The sequence below is a fragment of the Micromonospora sp. NPDC051227 genome, from assembly GCF_044455385.1.
GTDB lineage: Bacteria > Actinomycetota > Actinomycetes > Mycobacteriales > Micromonosporaceae > Micromonospora.
Genome location: NZ_JBITET010000001.1, coordinates 864470 through 881378, shown reverse-complemented (window position 1 = coordinate 881378; position 16909 = coordinate 864470). Strand labels below are relative to the sequence as shown.

Below are 16909 nucleotides of genomic sequence, written 5' to 3'. Positions count from 1 at the left end.
CAGATTGAAGTGCTGCATCACGCCGGGCAGGTCACAGAAACGAACGTCGACGAACTTCACGTCCTCGTTCTTGAGGTATCGCAGCAGTTCCTCGGAATTGGCGAACATCAGTCCCCCGGAAGGCGTGATCTGATCATGGCCCGGTGCGGTGGGAGTGCCCGACCTGGTCGGCACACCCCGCCTCGACCGTAAACGGCGGCGGCCGCGCGCGCCGTCGTTTGTTCGGCTTGCCCGTTGGCGTCCCGTGAACGGGATTCGGCGGCCTGTGTTCAGGGTGCCGCCCGGCCGGATCTTAAGATCACTGGTCTCCGTGGTTGCCCTCCCAGTGGCCACCCCCTGGGGGCGTGTCGGTCTGGATGGCGAACCGGTTGCCGTCGAGGTCGTTCTCCACGACGCGGCAGTTGACGCAGTCACCCCGATCGGTGATCAGGATTCCGTGGGTCTGGGTGTGGGACTTGGTGTCGCGGATCAGATTGCCCCGGATGGTGACCGAGTCGGCGGCGGCATTGATCATGATGCCGGTCCGGCTGTTGGGAGCGGCCGGCAGTTCGTACGGTGTGCCGGGCGGCGGCGTGTCGGCACTCCAACTGTTGGCGCTGCCGGGGCGGATCGGGGTGGGGCCCCGGCCACGGGGTACGGACGTACTCCCGGGCTGGCCGGGGTCACCTGGCTCGGCACCGAAATCTCTCCCCTCGTGACCGCCGGTGGTCGACTGGTCCTCGGCCTCGATCCGGCCCGGGGCGCCCGAGCTGGCCTGCTTCAACGGTACGGCGATCCACGCCCACCGACGGGTCGATCACCGTGAACGCCCAGTCCCGTCCTCCGGACGGAGACCGGCGCGCGGGGTTACTCGAGAGCGTCCTTGACCTTCTTCACGACGTTGGTGAGCCCCTGCTGGTGGGCGCCAACGGCGTCGCCCGGTTTGCCCGGCCCCTGCGAGCCGTCGTAGGTGACGAACAGCTTCGGGTCCGGCGGTGGGGGGAGCGGGGTGTCGTCGGTCAACGCGACCGCTTCGGGCCGGCAGTCCAGGTCCGGTCCGCCGATGAGGCTGGGGCCCTGCGCCCACCGGCCTTCGCAGGCGCGGCTGTCGGTGCCGAAGCTCCAGAAGGTGTGGTTGTGATCGGCGTTCTCCTGGTCGCCGTTGGAATTCTCGATGCCGTGCTCGACGTAGCCGTCGGCGATGAGCTGCTCGATGCCGAGCAGCCACTGCTGCTGGTGGTAGGTGTCGCGGGCGAGGTTGAAGCGCAGCATCTCCTTCACACCCGGGTCGTCCGTCATGCCCATCACCCGGCTGGTCTGCAGCCGGCTCTGCGCCTCGGCGGCGACGTTGGAGCGGAAGTCGGCGAGCAGGTTGCCACTGGCGACGATGTAGCCGGCGTTCCACGGCACGCCCTGGCTGTCGCGCGGCAGCGGACCGCCCCCACCGACAATCGCGTGCTGCGGGTTCATGCCGCCGATGACGGCCGCGAGCACCGGATTGGCGGCCACGGCCTTCTCGGTGGTCTCGGCGGGGGCGCCTTCGAGCAGCCGGGCCAGCATCGTGGTGAGCATCTCGACGTGACCGATCTCCTCGGTCCCGATGTCCATGATCATGTCTTTGTACTTGCCGGGCACCCGGCAGGTCCAGCCCTGCCACAGGTACTGCATCATCACGGTCATCTCGCCGAACTGTCCGCCGAGAATCTCCTGAAGTTTCATGGCGAACAAGGCGTCGGGCTTCTCGGGCTTGGCCTGGAACTGCAGATGCTGGTCATGGCGGAACACTGCGTTCTCCGATCGTCCCCAGCGCCGCCCTGCGCGGCGCTGGGGTTCCTTTTCCCAGCCCGACGGCCCCCTGGTGCCGCGTCGTGGCCCCACCGGGTCATCGACCGCCACCGCCCTGTGCGCCCGAGATCAACCCCCGCCGCCGTTACCAGATCCGACCGTCAGCCCCACTGCTCGGACCGGTTGGCCTGGTGCCGATGTTCCGGGCGTGGCGGCTGGGTGAGCGGCGGTAAGGGGAGGGTGCGTCCCCAGGTCAGGAGGTGTGGTCTGGTCCGTGCCCGCCAAGCGGGACCAGAACTGGGTCAGGGTGGTCGTCGCCGCGAGCAGGGCCACGGTGAGTCACCGCTCGGCCGCCGACGAACGGGGCGAACGGAACGATCAGCGGTAGAGCTGAGGCGCCATGTCGCCGCGGCGGGCAACGCCAAGTGGCACCGTTCCGACGATCCAACGTGGAGGAAGGGCGGGTGTACCGTCGCCGCATGACGGTGCTCCAGGAGTTTGTCGCCGCTCTTTCCAGCGGCCGGATCCAGGTTGTCGACCTCACCGCTCCGCTCTCGGACCAGACCCCGATCCTGGGCCTGCCCGAGCAGTTCGGCCAGACCTGGCCGTTCCGGCTCAGCGAGATCAGCCGGTACGACGACCGGGGTCCGGCCTGGTACTGGAACAACTTCTCCACCGGCGAGCACACCGGCACCCACTTCGACGCCCCGGTGCACTGGGTCACCGGTCAGCAGGGCGCTGACGTGTCGCAGGTCCCGGTGAGCCAGTTGATCGCCCCGGCGGTGGTGATCGACCACGCCGCCGACGCCGCCGACGACCCCGACTTCCTGCTGGAGGTCGACCACGTCAAGGCATGGGAGGCGGAACATGGCGCCCTGCCCACCGGTGGCTGATTGCTCTACCGCACCGGCTGGGACGCCTACGGTGACGACCCGGAGCGGTACGCCAACGCCGGGCGCACCCCGGGGATCTCCGTGGAGTGCGCCCGCTGGCTGGCCGAGGAGTCGCCAATCCAGGGCGTCGGGGTGGAGACGGTCGGGACCGACGCGGGTGCCGCGCATTCGTTCGACCCGCCGTTCCCGTGCCACTCGTTCCTGCTCGGCCAGGACAGGTACGGCCTGACCCAGCTCCGTAACCTGGCGCGGTTGCCGGCGACCGGCGCGGTGGTGATCGCCGGACCGCTGCCGATCGTCTCCGGGTCCGGCAGCCCGTGTCGGGTCCTCGCGCTGGTCGAACAGTAGGCCGACCACCGATGCGGGTAGCCGAGGTGGTCGGGAGGGCCCTGTACGGACACGGCGCGCGGCACGTCTTCGGGGTGGTCGGCAGCGGCAACTTCCATGTCACGAACGCGCTCATCGCGGCCGGCGCCCGGTTCGTGGCGGCGGCTCACGAGGGCGGCGCGGCGAGCATGGCCGACGGGTACGCCCGCACCGCCGGGACTGTGGGACTGCTCTCGGTGCACCAGGGTCCAGGCGTCACCAACGCGCTGACCGGCCTCACCGAGGCCGCCAAGAGCCGTACCCCGATGGTGGTCCTGGCCCCGGAGGCGACCGCGCCGCGGTCGAACTTCTTCATCGACCTGCCGGCACTCGCCGCCGCGGTCGGGGCCGACTTTTACCGGGTACGCGCGACGCACGCGGCCGAGGACACTGGCGCGGCGTACCGGGCCGCCGCCCGGGGCGCGACTGTGGTGTTGGGCCTCCCGTTGGAGGTGCAGCAAGCGGTGACCGAACCGTGGTTCGGCCCGGTCCCGGCGGCCGCGCCGACCCCGGCCACCGCCCCGCAGGTCGAGCCGTTGCTGGCCGCGCTCCAGGCCGCACGTCGACCGGTCTTCATCGCCGGTCGGGGCGCCCGGGCGGCCCGGGAACCGCTGACCGGGCTCGCCGACGCGTGCGGCGCGCTGCTCGCGGTCTCGGCTGCGGCGAAGGGTTTGTTCGCCGGGAACCCGTGGAACCTCGACGTCGCCGGCGGCTTCGCCACACCGCTCGCCGCCGAGTTGATCGGCACGGCGGACCTGGTCGTCGCGTGGGGCAGCACGCTGAACATGTGGGCCACGCGGCACGGCGAACTGATCCCACCCTCCGCCGTCGTCGTCCAGGTGGACCACGACCCGGCCGCGTTCGGGGTCAACCGCCCGGTCGACCTGACGGTGGCCGGCGACGTGACGGCGGTCGCCGAGGCGTTGCTCGCCCGGCTGGGCGCCGGCTCCACCGCGCCGGTGGACACCACCACCGGCGGGTGGCGTACGCCGGAGCTGGCCCGACGGATTCGCGACCACGGCCGGTGGCGGACCGTTCCGTACCAGGACGAGGGCGGCGGTGCACCGGCGACGATCGACCCGAGGACGCTCTCGACCGCCCTGGACGACCTGCTGCCGCCCGACCGGACGGTGGTGGTCGACTCCGGCAACTTCATGGGCTACCCCTCGATGTGGCTCGACGTACCTGACGTGGCCGGGTTCTGTTTCACCCAGGCGTTCCAGTCGGTCGGGCTCGGCCTGGCCAGCGCGCTCGGCGCGGCCGTCGCCCGCCCGGACCGGCTCACCGTCGCCGCGGTCGGCGACGGTGGCTTCGTCATGTCCGCGACCGAACTGGTCACCGCCGTCCGGCTGGCGCTACCCCTGCTCGTGGTGATCTACGACGACGCGGCGTACGGGGCCGAGGTGCACCACTTCGGCCCGGACGGGCACCCGTTGGAGACGGTCACCTTCCCCGAGACCGACCTGGCCGCGATCGCCAGCGGTTACGGCTGCGACGGGTTGACCGTCCGGACCGTCGACGATCTCGGGCCGGTACGCCACTGGCTCGCCGGCCCCCGTACCCGGCCGCTGGTGATCGACGCCAAGGTCTACGCAGCGCGCGGCTCATGGTGGTTGGAGGAGGCGTTCCGAGGCCACTGAGCCACCACCGCCGTGCCAGAGGCCAGGCGTCAACGCCGCCGCGTGTCAGCCGGGCAACGCCCGGTCAGGTCGGTGACAGGGTGTCACAGCTAACGTACGTTGGCGCGGTGGCCACTTCTTGGACCCTGGGATGCGATGCCGACGATCCCCAGCGGATCGCTGCTTTCTGGGCACTGGCCCTCGGCTACGTCAAGGAGCCCGGTTTCGACGAGCCCGACAACGCGTCCATCGTCGATCCGGATGGTCGGGGCCCGGCCATCGGCTTCCTCAAGGTTCCCGAGGGAAAGTCCGCCAAGAACCGTATGCACATCGACATCCGGGTGGCGGGTCCAGGCTCCACGGACATGGCGGAGCGCGCCCGGTTGATCCGGCAGAAGGTGCCCGACCTGGTTGCCGCCGGCGCGACGGTGGTTCGCGAGGAGTGGTACGGCGACGTCCTCGGGCACGTCGTCATGCGTGATCCCGAGGGCAACGAGTTCTGCGTCGCGTGATGCCATGATCAGGGCCCATGTCGAGGCTGCGAGGCAATCGCAAGGTGCGCGACGTCGCCTCGGCGATGGTCGAGCACGCACGCCGCTCACAGCCACAGCAGACCGTTGACGATGCGCCCGATATATGGCACCACCGTCCGGAAGGCCTGCGAGATTCGGCCAATGGCAGCACCGGCGGGACCGTTTGCTGGTGGAGCCGGAGGGTAGGTGGGAATTCATGTCTACGCCTGAGCAGAGTCAGCAGGAGAGAGCCCTCGAGACCGGCGCGGTGTATCAGGACGCCGAGGGGCGCCGAACGACGGATCCCGGCTCCGGGGCCGCGAACGCCGACAGCGAGGCCGACCGCAACGCAGAGCACCTGAGGCGGGGCGAGGTCGGGCCGCGCGTCCCGGAGGAGTAGCGGGCCGGGGTGTGCGGAAACCACCTGGGGGTAGCGGTAGGGGCGAGCAGAAACCCCCGAGGAGGACGAGATGACCGATCCCAGGTACGTACCGGTCGGACTGGCCGCCGCCGGACGGCTGATCGACGACGACGGCGCGGACGCCGGTTCCGCCGGGAAGATCGTCGGCGCTGACGACGCGAAGGCGGACGCTGCCCGGACCGGTGCCGACGTGGACCTGTCCCACGCGGTCCGCGACGGCGACGGCACCCCGACCGGCGCGGCGGACGCCGAAGCTGACCGTGACAGAGGCGCCGGCGGCGAGTGACCCGACGAGGCGCCAATTGGTCCGCCCCGCCGCCTCTCGGCGGCGGGACGGCCCGCGTTGCAGACCGATCGACCGGCAGCCCTCGCCGTAGGTACCAGCTGACTGCCCCCACCGGCCGCAGCGTCGAGGTGCTGCGGCAACCCCAGGGTTGCCGACACCCCCTGCCTGTTGCTCAGCTCATGGTGGCGAGCAGGTCCCGGCAGGCCCGCTCGCACGCCCGACACGCCTCGGCGCAGACCCGGCAGTGTTCGTGCTTGTCGGCGTGAGCGGCGCACTCGTCCCCACACGACTTGCAGGCGGTTGCGCACGCCTCCAGCAGACTGCGGCTGATGTTCGCGTCGTAGCCGGTGTGTCGGGACAGCACTCGAGCGGTGGTGGTGCAGATGTCGGCACAGTCCAGGTCCGTGCGAATGCACTTGGTCAGCTCGGCGACCATGTCTTCGCTCAGGCAGGCGTCCGCGCACGCAGTGCAGGCCTGGGCGCAGTCGTTGAGCGCGTCGATCGCCGCGGCCAGTTTCGCGCGGTCCAGGTTGATCGATCTGGGGTACGTCTCCAGCATTGCCATGGTGGTGCTCGGCATCAGGAATTCCTTCCTCTCGGTTCCTGCTGCCCTACCCGAAGAGCCCCGGGACACACCGGGTGGACGCCGGCGGCCCGCCCGGCCGGACCAGCGGACCGAAGCGACCGCCTGCCCCGGTCGGCGCCGTCAGTCGGCGACGACGAGCGCCTGGGGCGCGGCGGCCTTCATCCGGGTACGCAGCCACTTGAGCTGGATCGCCGTTTCTCCCTCGCAGCGCCGCACGACCGCGAGCAGTTCTTTGTCGCGGGCACCGTAGGCGGCCTGACCGACGACCGTCCAGGTGATGTCGCACTCGGCGGCCATCAGGTAGAGGTCCTGGAGGTCCCGCAGGAGGCCGATGCCGCCGGTGCGGGCGCCGGTGAACAGTTGCGAGTGCAGCCGGTCGGGTTCGTCGGGGGCGTCCTCGGAGTAGCGGACCACGAACGGGTGTAGCTGTTCAGCGTGTGCGTCGCAGCGCTTCGCCTGTTGCTGGCAGAGGTGCTCGATGTCCGGTTCTTCGGCGTGCGCGTCGGCGACCTGCCGGAACGCGTTGGCCAGGTTGACCTGCGCGCGGTGCAGGAGACCGAGGTAGTGGGCGAGGTGCACGGCTCACTCCTTCCCGCTGGTGGCGTCGGCTGCCGGTCCACCAACGGTGGGCGGCACGTCAGCGTCCGCTGGTGGTGCGCTGCCGCCGACGGTCGGCGCCGGCGAAGGCGCCCCCCACCCGTCGGCGAGTTTCGCCACCGCGACGGCGGCGACCTTGAAGAGGGGCTGCTTGGACACCGGGTCCCAGGCGGTGATGGTCAGTTCGTTCGCCGCCCGCGGGGTGCGGTCGGTGGGGTCCTGGTCGAAGTAGCCGTAGTGGAACGGCAGGAAGACGACGCCCGGGCGGATGCCGCAGAGCCGGGCGCGGGCCTGGATGGCGCCGCGGGCCGAGGAGATGCCCACCAAATCGCCTTCGACGATGCCGAACCGGGCCGCGTCGGCGGGGTTCAGCTCGACCCACACGTCCGGTGCCGCCTGGTTGAGTTGCGGGGCGCGGCCGGTCTTGGTGCGGGTGTGGAAGTGGTAGACGGTGCGGCCGGTGGTGAGGAGCAACGGATGCTCGTCGTCGGGCACCTCAGGTGAGGGTTGGTAGTCGACGGTGTGCAGGAACGCCCTCCCGTCCGGTTCCTTGGCCCGGTATTCCGCCTCGGTGAACTCCGCGCCGGTGGCCAGGTCATGACCGTACGTCTCGCAGTAGTCGGGGTCGGTGTGGAAATGTCCGTCGGTGTAGAGGCGCTCCGTGCCGTCGGGATGCTCGTCGGTGCAGGGCCACTGGATGCCGGAGCCGCCGCGCAGCTTCTCGTAGGTGATGCCGGTGTAGTCGCACGGCCGGCCCCGCGAACACTCCTTCCACGCCTCGAACACCTCCTCCGGCCCGCTCCAGTCGATCAGCGGCTGGCCGTCGCGGTTACGGAAGTCCATCCGGTGGGCGTAGTCGAGGAAGATGTCCAGGTCCGGGCGGGCCTCCCCGGGCGGGTCGACGGCCTTGTCGGAGATGTGCACGGTCCGGTCGACGCTGGTGAACGTGCCGGTCTTCTCGCCCCAGGTGGCAGCGGGCAGCACGACGTCGGCCAGCTCAGCGGTCTCGGTGAGGAAGAGGTCCTGGACCACCACGAACAGCTCCGGCCGGGTCAGGATCTGCCGGATCCGGTGCAGCTCCGGCAGTGAGACGGCCGGGTTGGTGGCGGAGATCCAGAGCAGTTTGATCGAGCCCTGCTCGGCGTACCGGAAGATCTGCATGGCGTGCGTCGGCGGCGCCCAGTGCGGGATGGTGTCCACGTCCACGTTCCACAGCCGGGCCAACTCCTCGATGTGCCGCTCGTTGTCCCAGTTGCGCAGGCCGGGCAGGTCACCGTCGGCGCCGGTCTCCCGGGTGTTCTGGGCGGTGGGCTGGCCGTTCATCTGGTAGATCCCGGCGCCGGGCCGGCCGATCATGCCGCGAATCAGGTGCAGGTTGTTGACGGCGCAGGCGGCGGCGGTGGCCTGGTTCGACTGGTAGAAGCCCTGCAACACGGTCGACAGCAACCGCTGCGAGGTACCGAGCAGTTCGGCGGCGCGCTCCACATCGACGGCCGGCACGTCGCAGATGACAGCGACCCGCGACGGCGGGTAGCCGTCGACGATCCGACGCAGCTCCTCGAAACCCACTGTGTGCGCGTCGACGTAGTCATGGTCGTACCAGCCGCGCCGGATGATCTCCCGGAGCAGGCCGTTCATCAGGGCCACGTTGGTGCCGTTACGCACCGCCAGGTGCAGATCGGCCTCCCGGGCGACCGGGGTGGCGCGCGGGTCCACCGCCAGCATTGCCGGGGGGTTGGTGCCACGGCGTCGGTCCAGCATCCGCATCCAGAGCACCGTCTGGGTCTCGGCGACGTTGTGACCCCACAGCGCGATCGCGTCGCAGTGGTCCACGTCGGTGTACGAGCCGGGCTGCCCGTCGGTGCCGAAGCTCGCCTTCATCGCCGCCGCCGCGGTGGCCGTGCACAGCCGGGTGTTGCCGTCCATGTGCGGGGTGCCCAGACCGGCCTTACCGATCACACCCAGCGTGTAGTACTCCTCCAGGAACAGTTGCCCGCTGGTGTGGAAGCCGAAGTGCCCCCACCCACCCGGGCCGTCGAGGAGTTCCTTCGACCTGGCCACGATCCGGCCCATCGCCGTGTCCCAGTCCGTCTCGACCAGGCGGCCGCCGTCGCGGACCAGCGGTCGGGTCAAGCGGTCCGGGCTGTGGTTGGCCTGCCAGCCGTACAGGTCCTTCGGGTCGACCCGACCCCGGTTGATCCGGTCCACAACCCGTCCGCGCACCCCGACGATCCGTGCGTCGGCGACCGCGATGTCCAGCGCGTCGCCGTTGGAGTGCAGCACCGACGCCGACTGCACCCACCGGTCCACGTCGGCATCGGTCCGGCTGTCGGCCAGGTACCGGTCCACCCGCACCGGCCACTGCTGTCCCGGCCCGTACGGGGTCCGCTCACCCCATGGGTCGGCGATCCGGTCCACCACGATGTCCTCCTTCGGATGACGGCGCGGGCGCCGCCTTCAGCAGCACCAGCACCTCTGCGGCCACCGCCAGCGACCCGGCCACCGCCACGATCCTCAACCGGGTCACCCCTCTTCTGCCGAATCTTGTTCGTCACGCCTGCCCGGTCTCACTGCGGATCGTCGAAGCCTTCGGTGGCCCGTTCGCGGCGCAAATGCGCCAGCGCCCGCCGGCCCAGGGCGGTGTCCTCCCGACCGAGCGCCTCGTACATGGTGGCGACCTTCTGGTAGGGCTGCGCGGGCGGCAGCAGCGGGATCGCCGGGTCCACGATCGCTTCGATCAGTGTCGGCCGGTCCGCCGACAGGGCCTCGTCCCAGGCGGTGTCGACCTCGGTCGGGGTGGTGACCCGAACGCCGCGCAGCCCCAGCAACTCGGCCCACCGGGCGTACGGCGCGTCGGGCAGGCGCTGGGAGTCGACGAAGCGGGGATCGCCCTCCATCTCCCGCTGCTCCCAGCTCACCTCGGCCAGGTCGCGGTTGTGCAGCACCAGCACCACGAACCGGGGGTCCGCCCAGTCCCGCCAGCGGTGCGCCACCGTGAGCAACTCGGCCAGCCCGTTCATCTGCATCGCCCCGTCCCCGGCCAGCGCCACCACCGGTCGGTGCGGGGTGGCGAGCTTCGCGGCCAGCCCGTATGGCAGCGCCGAACCCATCGAGGCCAGGGTGCTGGACAGGTGCGCGTCCACACCGACCGGCAGCCGCAGGTGTCGGGCGTACCAGTAGGTCACCGACCCGACATCGACGGCCACCTGCGCGTCTGCGGGTAGCCGGTCGGTAAGGGCGTGCAGGAGGTACTGCGGGTTCACCGGCTCTGCCGTGGCCGTCGCCCGCTCTCGGGCGATGTCTCGCCAGCGGGTCACCTCGCCCTCGACGCGCCGACGCCAACTCCGGTCGGACCGCGCGGTGAGCAGCGGCAGCAGCGCCCGGATGGTCTCGGCGGCGTCGCCGAGCAGCGGCACCTCCACGGGGTAGCGCATCCCCAGGCGTCGACCGTCGATGTCGATCTGCACCGCCCGGGCCTGCCCTGGTGCCGGGTAGAACTCCGACCAGGGATCGTTGCTGCCGACAATCAGCAGGGTGTCGCACTCGTTCATCAGCGTGCTGCTGGCGGTGCTGCCCAGGTGGCCCATCACGCCGGTGTGAAAGGGCAGCGCCTCGTCCAGCACCGGCTTGCCCAGCAGCGACGCCGTCACGCCGGCGCCGAGGGTCTCGGCCAGCTCGACCACCTCGCCGGCGGCGGCTCGGGCACCCTGCCCCACCAGGATCGCCACCCGCTCCCCGGCGTCGAGCAGGTCCGCGGCTGCCCGCAGATCACCGGCGCGGGGCCGCAGCTCGGGCACCGGCAACCCGGGGTTGGTCACCATGATCCCGTGCTCCTGTGCGCCGAGGTCCGGGGCCGGGGCGGTCTGCACGTCGTGCGGCAGGATCACACAGGTCGGGCTGCGGGTCGCCAGGGCGGTGCGGATCGCCCGGTCGAGCAGCATCGGCAGCTGCTCCGGGGTGTAGGCGGTCTGCACGAACTGTGCGCACACATCGCCGTAGAGGCGTACCAGGTCGATCTCCTGCTGGTAGCCGCTACCCAGCACGGACGTCACCTGCTGACCGACCAGGGCGAGCACCGGCTGGGAGTCGAGCCGCGCGTCGTAGAGGCCGTTGAGCAGATGCACCGCGCCCGGTCCCTGGGTCGACAGGCACACCCCCAGCCCACCGGTGTACTTGGCGTGCCCGCAGGCCATGAACGCCGCCGTCTCCTCGTGCCGGGCCTGCACGAACTCCGGCCGGCCGGCCCGACGCAGGGCCCCCATCACCCCATCGATACCGTCCCCGGAGTAGCCGAAGACCCGGTCCACGCCCCAGTCGGCCAACCGAGCCACCACCAGGTCCGCCACCGTCGCGTCCGCCACCGTCGCCTCCTCGCCTCGACCGCCTTCCAGCATGTGGCCCTACCCCCACGCCGGCGGCTGAACCGGACGGGCAGCACCTCTTCGGGGATTCTCGCCATCACTGCTGGATCGGGACTCGTCCACGGCGCGAATGGTGTCGGCGGCGAACATGGTGGGTAGGGTGGTCAGCGGGTCAAGACATGCGCCCAGGTCCGCCGCCCGCGTCTCGTCGCCGCGGGAGGGTCCGACTCACCGATGCACCAGATCGGGAGGCGTCATGTCCATCCTCGAACAGCCCACTCGGCAGCACGCTCAGCCCGCTCAGCCCGCTCAGCCCGCTCGGCAGCACGCTCAGCCCGCCAAACCGATCATGACGCTCGACCTGCGCAATGATCGGCATGCGCCACTGATCGCCGTTTCCGGCGAGGTCGACATGAGCACCGCTCATCTCATCAGTGAGCTGGCCGAACACGTGATCACCCGGCGACCCGCACGTCTGGTGCTCGACCTCTCCGGGGTGACCTTCTTCAGCGCTCACGGCATCAGCGCTCTGCTGCGAACACAGCGCGCGGCCGAGTCTGCCGAGGTGACGTTGACCCTGCGCGCCGCAGCTCCGTGCGTCACCTACCTGCTGGCCGTGACGAGCACCGGAATAGACCTGGATATCCCGGTGATCAACGCGAGTAGGTGATCCCATTTCGATTCGGCAGCGCCGATCGGGGGAGTAGCCCTACATGGCACCCGACGCCCTCGGTGACCTCGAGCAGTCCGCGGACAAGCCGTGCTCGGAGGCGATCCTGGTTGACCGCGCGGTGGTGGCTCCCACTGCCAGACGCACGCGCCGCCCGGGAAAGGACCCGAGCGGCGCGTTGCCTGGTGTGGTACTAGGCGCGCCTGGCCCACTGCTGGTTGGCGCCGCCGTGGCAGGCCCAGAGGTGAAGCTGCGTCCCATTGGCCGTGCCGGATGCGACGGCGTCGAGGCACAGCCCCGATTGGGCGCCGGTGATGGTGCCGTTGGGGTTCAGGTTCCACTGTTGGTTGGCCTGGCCGTTGCAGTCCCAGATGAGGACCGCGGTGCCGTTGCTGCTGCCCGCCCCGCTGGCGTCCAGGCACTTGTTGCCGTAGACGGTCAGGGTGCGGTTGGCGGTGTGGGTCCAGCGCTGGTTGGTGCCACCGTGACAGTCCCACAGCTGCGGGCGGGCGCCGTTGGTGGTGCTGGAGTTGGGGATGTCGATGCACCGCCCGGACTGGCTCCCCACGATCAGCACGTTCTGCTGGCCGGGCGGCGGGGTCGTCGGCGGGGGAGTGGTGGGTGGCACGTCCGACCCGAACTGGGTGAAGAACCGCCACACTTCCTGCTTGACCCAGCTCCGCGCGCCGCTCTCACAGCCGGCGCACCCGTCCACCGGACCCTGCTGGTGGCCGCCGTCGAACGCGGCCCAGAGCACCGGGTATCCGGGCTGGCAGGAGTACGCGGTGGTGATGTGGGTCAGGCTGCCAGCCCTCGGCTCGGGCGGGCTCTGTGCGGCGCATCCGTTGTTGCGGACGAACCTGTCGCGCAGCGACCGTCCGCTGGGGATGTTGTCGTTGATGCCGTGGATGCCCAGGTACGCCACGGGCTGGGTGCCACCGCTGCATCCGCTGATCGCCCCCGGGGCCGCGATTGCCGCGACCGCACGGAACACCGTCGGCCGGGAACACGCCAATGAGTAGCTCATCGCGCCGCCGTAGCTAAACCCGACCGAGAAACGTTGTGTGGTGTCGACGCAGAGAGCGTTCTCGATCACGCGGATCATGTCGTCGGTGAAGGTGACGTCTTCACCGTTGGAGTTGCCCCAGCCGTTGTTGAGGCCCTGCGGGGCGACGAAGATCGTGCTGTTGTTCGCCTGCGATTGCATGCCGTAGTAGGCCCACGCGGCTCCGTCGGTTCCGCCTGACGCGACCTGACTGGCGGTGCCGCCCAGCCAGTGGAACCCGAAGGCCAGCCGATGGGCGTAGGTGTTGTTGTAGCTGTCGGGCAGCCGAAGGATGAAGCTGCGGCTCTTTCCGCTGCTCTGGATGGTGTGGGTGCCGCTGTTCAGTCCGGGCGCCCTGCCGCAGCCGGCAGTGGTGGCCGCGGCCGCCGGCGCGACGGTCGTGAGGACGTACATTCCGACGGCGATCAGGACCAGCACCGCCATGGCTGCCCCCAGCCAGGGGGCGGAGAGTTTGCGAAGTGGCACGGCAGAGCCTCCCTGTGGGTGGTTGAACATTCGTTGGACCGGTCCCCTCTCCGGGAACCTCGTCGGGCTCAGCTCCGGCTCCAGCGTTGGTTGGCCGCGCCGGTGCAGTCCCAGATCTGGACGCGCGTGCCGTTGGCCGTGCCGTTGCCGACCATGTCCAGGCACCGGCCCGAACCAACTCCGGTGATCGAGCCGTCGGCGTTGAGCCGCCACTTCTGGTTGGACTGGCCGTTGCAGTCCCAGATGATCACCGAGCTGCCGTTCGCGGTGCCGGCGCCGTTGACGTCGAGGCACTTGCCGCCGAAGACGCGCAGCTCCTGGGCGGCGGTCGAGGTCCAGCTCTGGTTGCTCTGGCCGTGGCAGTCCCAGATGATCGCCGCCGCGCCGTTGGTCTGCGAGGCGCCGTTGACGTCGAGGCACCGTCCGGAGGACGTGCTGCGCAGGGCCGATGTGCCGCTCGGTGGCGGGGTGGTCGGTGGCGGCGTCGTCGGGTCGGTGCTACCGAACTGGGTGAAGAACTTCCACACCTCGCCCTTGGTCCAGGTCCTGGCTCCGCTGTCCCCGCCGCCGTCCACCGGGCCGGGCGTGTGCCCGCCGTCGAAGGCGGCCCAGACCACCGGATAGCCGGATCGGCAGCCGGAGTAGGTGGTGGTGATGTGGGTCAGGCTGCCCGCCCTCGGCTCCGGTGGGCTCTGTGCGGTGCACCCGTTGTTCCGCACGAACGTGTCGCGCAGGGACCGTCCGGCGGAGACGTTGAGCACCGGGTCTCCGATGCCATGGATCCCCATGTACGCGACCGGCTGGGTGCCGCCGCTGCATCCGCTGAGCTGCCCACCGGAGTAGACGGCGACAGCGCGGAAGACGCTTGGCCGGGAACAGGCCAGCGAGTAGCTCATTCCGCCGCCGTAGCTGAAGCCGAGCGCGAAGCGTTGCGTGGTGTCGACGCAGAGGTCTGCCTCGATCACCCTGATCATGTCGTCGACGAAGGTGACGTCCTGGCCGCCGGGGTTGGCCCAGCCGTTGCCGTTGCCCTGGGGGGCGACGAAGATGGTGCTGTTGTTCGCCTGCTGCCGCAGCCCGTAGTAGGACCAGGCCGCCCCGTCGGACCCACCGCCGTCGACGTCGTTGGCGGTGCCGCCGTTCCAGTGGAATCCGAAGATCAACCGGTAGGCGTGGTTCCTGTCGTAGTTGTCAGGAATCCTCAGGATGAAACTGCGGTTCTGGCCGCTGCTCGGGATGGACCGTTGGCCGCTGGTCAACGTGGGTGCCTTGCCACACCCGGCGGTCGCTGCGGCCGCTCCGATGTTCGCGGCCGACGCGGTGGTGATCGAACCACCGGCCAGTGCCCCCGCGCTCACTGTCACGACGACGGCCGCCGCCGTCGCAAGCAGTCCAAGGATGGGTCTACGTCTTGTCATGAAGGGGCTCCCGCCACTCGGCACGAACTGGTTGAAAGGGGTCCACGGCAACCCGCACGCCGCCACGACGCGCCGCTGCGGTTCACCCCCATCGACCACGTTCGCCGCGGACGAACCCCAGAAGACGCGATGTGCCGACGGCGCCCGGCCGGCTCATCGACACAGGTTTCCGCCACTGGTCTCGCCGCCCACGCAGGACCAGTCGGTCGTCGAATCGATGGTGGCCACACCGTGCGCCCGAACACCACGTGACCGTTCGCCCGACGGTGCCGGAGCACCTGGCTCGGCGTCGAATCGATTCGCTCCGACGCTAGATCCCGCAGTGAAAGATGTCAATGCCATGCCCGGCGGGTTGCGCCCCGGACAAGCCGGTCAGGCGCTCGTGAGTTCTGCCGCGCCGAACGAAACCGCGAACCGCTTGCACCAGATGGAGACGCTGCGGAAGTCGCCTGGCTCCACCGATGCCGGTAGCTCGTACACCTGGTTGCCCTTGTTGCCCTTGAGCTTCGCCAGCTCGACCCATTTGCCGTCGTCGAACACCCGCCAGCCGGCCGTACCCCGGACTACCGGTTGGTCGGTCAGCCACACCCGCAGGTCCGGACCGTTCGACGTGTTCAGGTCTCGGATGACGAGCTGGTGGCGCCCGTCGGCGAGCCGGTGGATCTCGGCACTGCCGGTCGTCCGGTGCTCATGGGTGACGAACTCGCCGGTGGTCAGGATCTCGTTCGCCCCTGGGGTGGCTGCCGAGGTCGCGGGGGCCGGTGTCGAGGATCCCGGGGTCGGAGACGCCGGGATCGGGGCGGTCGAGGTCGTCCCTACGCGGGGAATCGCTTCGTCGACGTAGGTGTCGGTGAACAGCTTCCACGGCTGGAACCAGTAGAGGGCCAGCATCGCCACGACGACAGCGGCGGCGAGACCGGCTCGGACCACCGGCGACCGGAACATCCGTTTTCCCACCCCCGCAGCGTACGGCCGTCGCCGCCGTCGAACTGTTCGCGAACCCTTTCGGAACCCTTACGACCGTCACCGCTCCGTCTCTGACAGCGCCTGTCCGCACGGGCAGGCTCCCTGGTCCTCCGGCAACGTCTTCACCGCGTCGCCGAGCAGGAGGCGCAGCCGATCGATGTTCCGGGCGAAGACCGTGAACACCTCCTGCTGGGTCACGCCCTGACCAACCTCGACGCCCGAGTCGAGGTCGGTCACCACTGACAGCGCGGTGTAACACAGTGCCAGTTCGCGGGCCAACACCGCTTCCGGGTGGCCGGTCATGCCGACGACCGACCAGCCCTCCCGGCCGTACCACAGTGATTCGGCACGGGTGGAGAATCGGGGCCCTTCGATGACGACCATGGTTCCGCCGTCGACCGGCTGCCAACCGGCGGATCGGGCGGCATCGAGGACCGTGGCTCGTCCGACCGGACAGTAGGGGTCGGCGAAGGGCACATGGACGACCTGGGGGAGTTTCCCGTCCGCGCGTGGCTGTCCGTCGTGGTAGGTCTGCTCCCGGCCGCTGGTCCGGTCGACAAGTTGGTCCGGTACGACGAGGGTCCCCGGGCCCAGATCCGGTCGCAGGCCGCCCACGGCGCCCGGTGCGAGCACCTGGCGGACGCCGAGTGCGCGCAGCGCCCACAGGTTGGCCCGGTAGTTGATGCGGTGTGGGGGGAGGGTGTGTCGACGTCCGTGGCGGGGCAGGAACACCACCGGCCGCCCGGCGACACTCCCGACTGACAGCGCGTCGCTCGGCGGTCCGTACGGTGTGTCGACGGTGACCTCGGTGACGTCGTCGAGGAACTCGTAGAACCCCGATCCGCCGATCACGGCGATCTGCGGGCGATCGGTAGTGCTGATGTCTCCTGCTGACATATGTACCCCTCCTGGGCGAACA

Annotated in this window: 15 protein-coding genes and 1 pseudogene; 5 read left to right on the top strand and 11 right to left on the bottom strand. The window is 70.0% G+C overall.

Features of this window, described 5'->3' with window-relative positions:
• The 3 genes from ACIA47_RS04140 to ACIA47_RS04130 all read right to left on the bottom strand — a co-directional run.
• On the bottom strand, positions 1–108 hold a 108-nt coding region (locus ACIA47_RS04140; RefSeq protein ID WP_222431411.1), incomplete at its 3' end, for a glutamine synthetase.
• Between the two features lie 190 nt (positions 109–298).
• On the bottom strand, positions 299–763 hold the full coding sequence (locus tag ACIA47_RS04135) for a hypothetical protein (protein ID WP_396705303.1): 465 nt from the start codon (positions 761–763) through the stop codon (positions 299–301).
• Between the two features lie 83 nt (positions 764–846).
• Positions 847–1764 (bottom strand): manganese catalase family protein, encoded by a 918-nt coding sequence (locus tag ACIA47_RS04130; RefSeq protein ID WP_203118830.1) that lies wholly within the window; start codon positions 1762–1764, stop codon positions 847–849.
• A gap of 479 nt (positions 1765–2243) precedes the next feature.
• Here ACIA47_RS04130 and ACIA47_RS04125 point away from each other — a divergent pair.
• The 4 genes and pseudogenes from ACIA47_RS04125 (at position 2244) to ACIA47_RS04110 (ending at position 5861) form a co-directional block, all read left to right on the top strand.
• Positions 2244–3005, top strand: a pseudogene (locus tag ACIA47_RS04125) (cyclase family protein).
• An 11-nt stretch (positions 3006–3016) separates the two neighbouring features.
• On the top strand, positions 3017–4663 hold the full coding sequence (locus ACIA47_RS04120; protein WP_396705301.1) for a thiamine pyrophosphate-binding protein: 1647 nt from the start codon (positions 3017–3019) through the stop codon (positions 4661–4663).
• A 107-nt stretch (positions 4664–4770) separates the two neighbouring features.
• A complete protein-coding gene (locus ACIA47_RS04115) occupies positions 4771–5154 on the top strand; it encodes a VOC family protein (RefSeq protein WP_396705299.1) in 384 nt (127 codons plus the stop codon).
• A 470-nt stretch (positions 5155–5624) separates the two neighbouring features.
• Complete coding sequence (locus ACIA47_RS04110; RefSeq protein WP_396705297.1) at positions 5625–5861, top strand: hypothetical protein; 237 nt, start codon at positions 5625–5627, stop codon at positions 5859–5861.
• A gap of 172 nt (positions 5862–6033) precedes the next feature.
• Here ACIA47_RS04110 and ACIA47_RS04105 read toward each other — a convergent pair whose 3' ends face one another.
• The 4 genes from ACIA47_RS04105 to ACIA47_RS04090 form a co-directional block, all read right to left on the bottom strand.
• Entirely contained in the window at positions 6034–6441 is a 408-nt protein-coding gene (locus ACIA47_RS04105) for a four-helix bundle copper-binding protein (protein WP_203118842.1), read from the bottom strand.
• Between the two features lie 126 nt (positions 6442–6567).
• Positions 6568–7026 carry a hypothetical protein gene (locus tag ACIA47_RS04100; protein ID WP_396705295.1) on the bottom strand — a complete coding sequence of 153 codons (459 nt, stop codon included), beginning with the start codon at positions 7024–7026 and terminating at the stop codon, positions 6568–6570.
• Positions 7027–7029: 3 nt separating this feature from the next.
• Complete coding sequence (locus tag ACIA47_RS04095) at positions 7030–9465, bottom strand: molybdopterin oxidoreductase family protein (protein WP_396705293.1); 2436 nt, start codon at positions 9463–9465, stop codon at positions 7030–7032.
• A gap of 146 nt (positions 9466–9611) precedes the next feature.
• Complete coding sequence (locus tag ACIA47_RS04090) at positions 9612–11438, bottom strand: thiamine pyrophosphate-requiring protein (protein ID WP_396705291.1); 1827 nt, start codon at positions 11436–11438, stop codon at positions 9612–9614.
• A gap of 223 nt (positions 11439–11661) precedes the next feature.
• Here ACIA47_RS04090 and ACIA47_RS04085 point away from each other — a divergent pair, with 223 nt between their 5' ends.
• Entirely contained in the window at positions 11662–12075 is a 414-nt protein-coding gene (locus ACIA47_RS04085; RefSeq protein WP_396705289.1) for an STAS domain-containing protein, read from the top strand.
• A gap of 193 nt (positions 12076–12268) precedes the next feature.
• On the opposite strand, the gene ACIA47_RS04080 is transcribed toward ACIA47_RS04085, so the two are convergent.
• The 4 genes from ACIA47_RS04080 to ACIA47_RS04065 form a co-directional block, all read right to left on the bottom strand.
• The gene (locus tag ACIA47_RS04080) at positions 12269–13606 is read right to left on the bottom strand and encodes a ricin-type beta-trefoil lectin domain protein (RefSeq protein WP_396705287.1); all 1338 of its coding nucleotides are present in this window, start codon (positions 13604–13606) and stop codon (positions 12269–12271) included.
• Positions 13607–13674: 68 nt separating this feature from the next.
• Positions 13675–15024, bottom strand: coding sequence for a ricin-type beta-trefoil lectin domain protein (locus ACIA47_RS04075; RefSeq protein ID WP_396705285.1), 1350 nt, complete (start codon positions 15022–15024; stop codon positions 13675–13677).
• A 372-nt stretch (positions 15025–15396) separates the two neighbouring features.
• The gene (locus ACIA47_RS04070; RefSeq protein ID WP_396705283.1) at positions 15397–15981 is read right to left on the bottom strand and encodes a DM13 domain-containing protein; all 585 of its coding nucleotides are present in this window, start codon (positions 15979–15981) and stop codon (positions 15397–15399) included.
• A gap of 66 nt (positions 15982–16047) precedes the next feature.
• Complete coding sequence (locus ACIA47_RS04065; protein WP_396705281.1) at positions 16048–16887, bottom strand: S-methyl-5'-thioadenosine phosphorylase; 840 nt, start codon at positions 16885–16887, stop codon at positions 16048–16050.
• Positions 16888–16909: the final 22 nt, after the last annotated feature.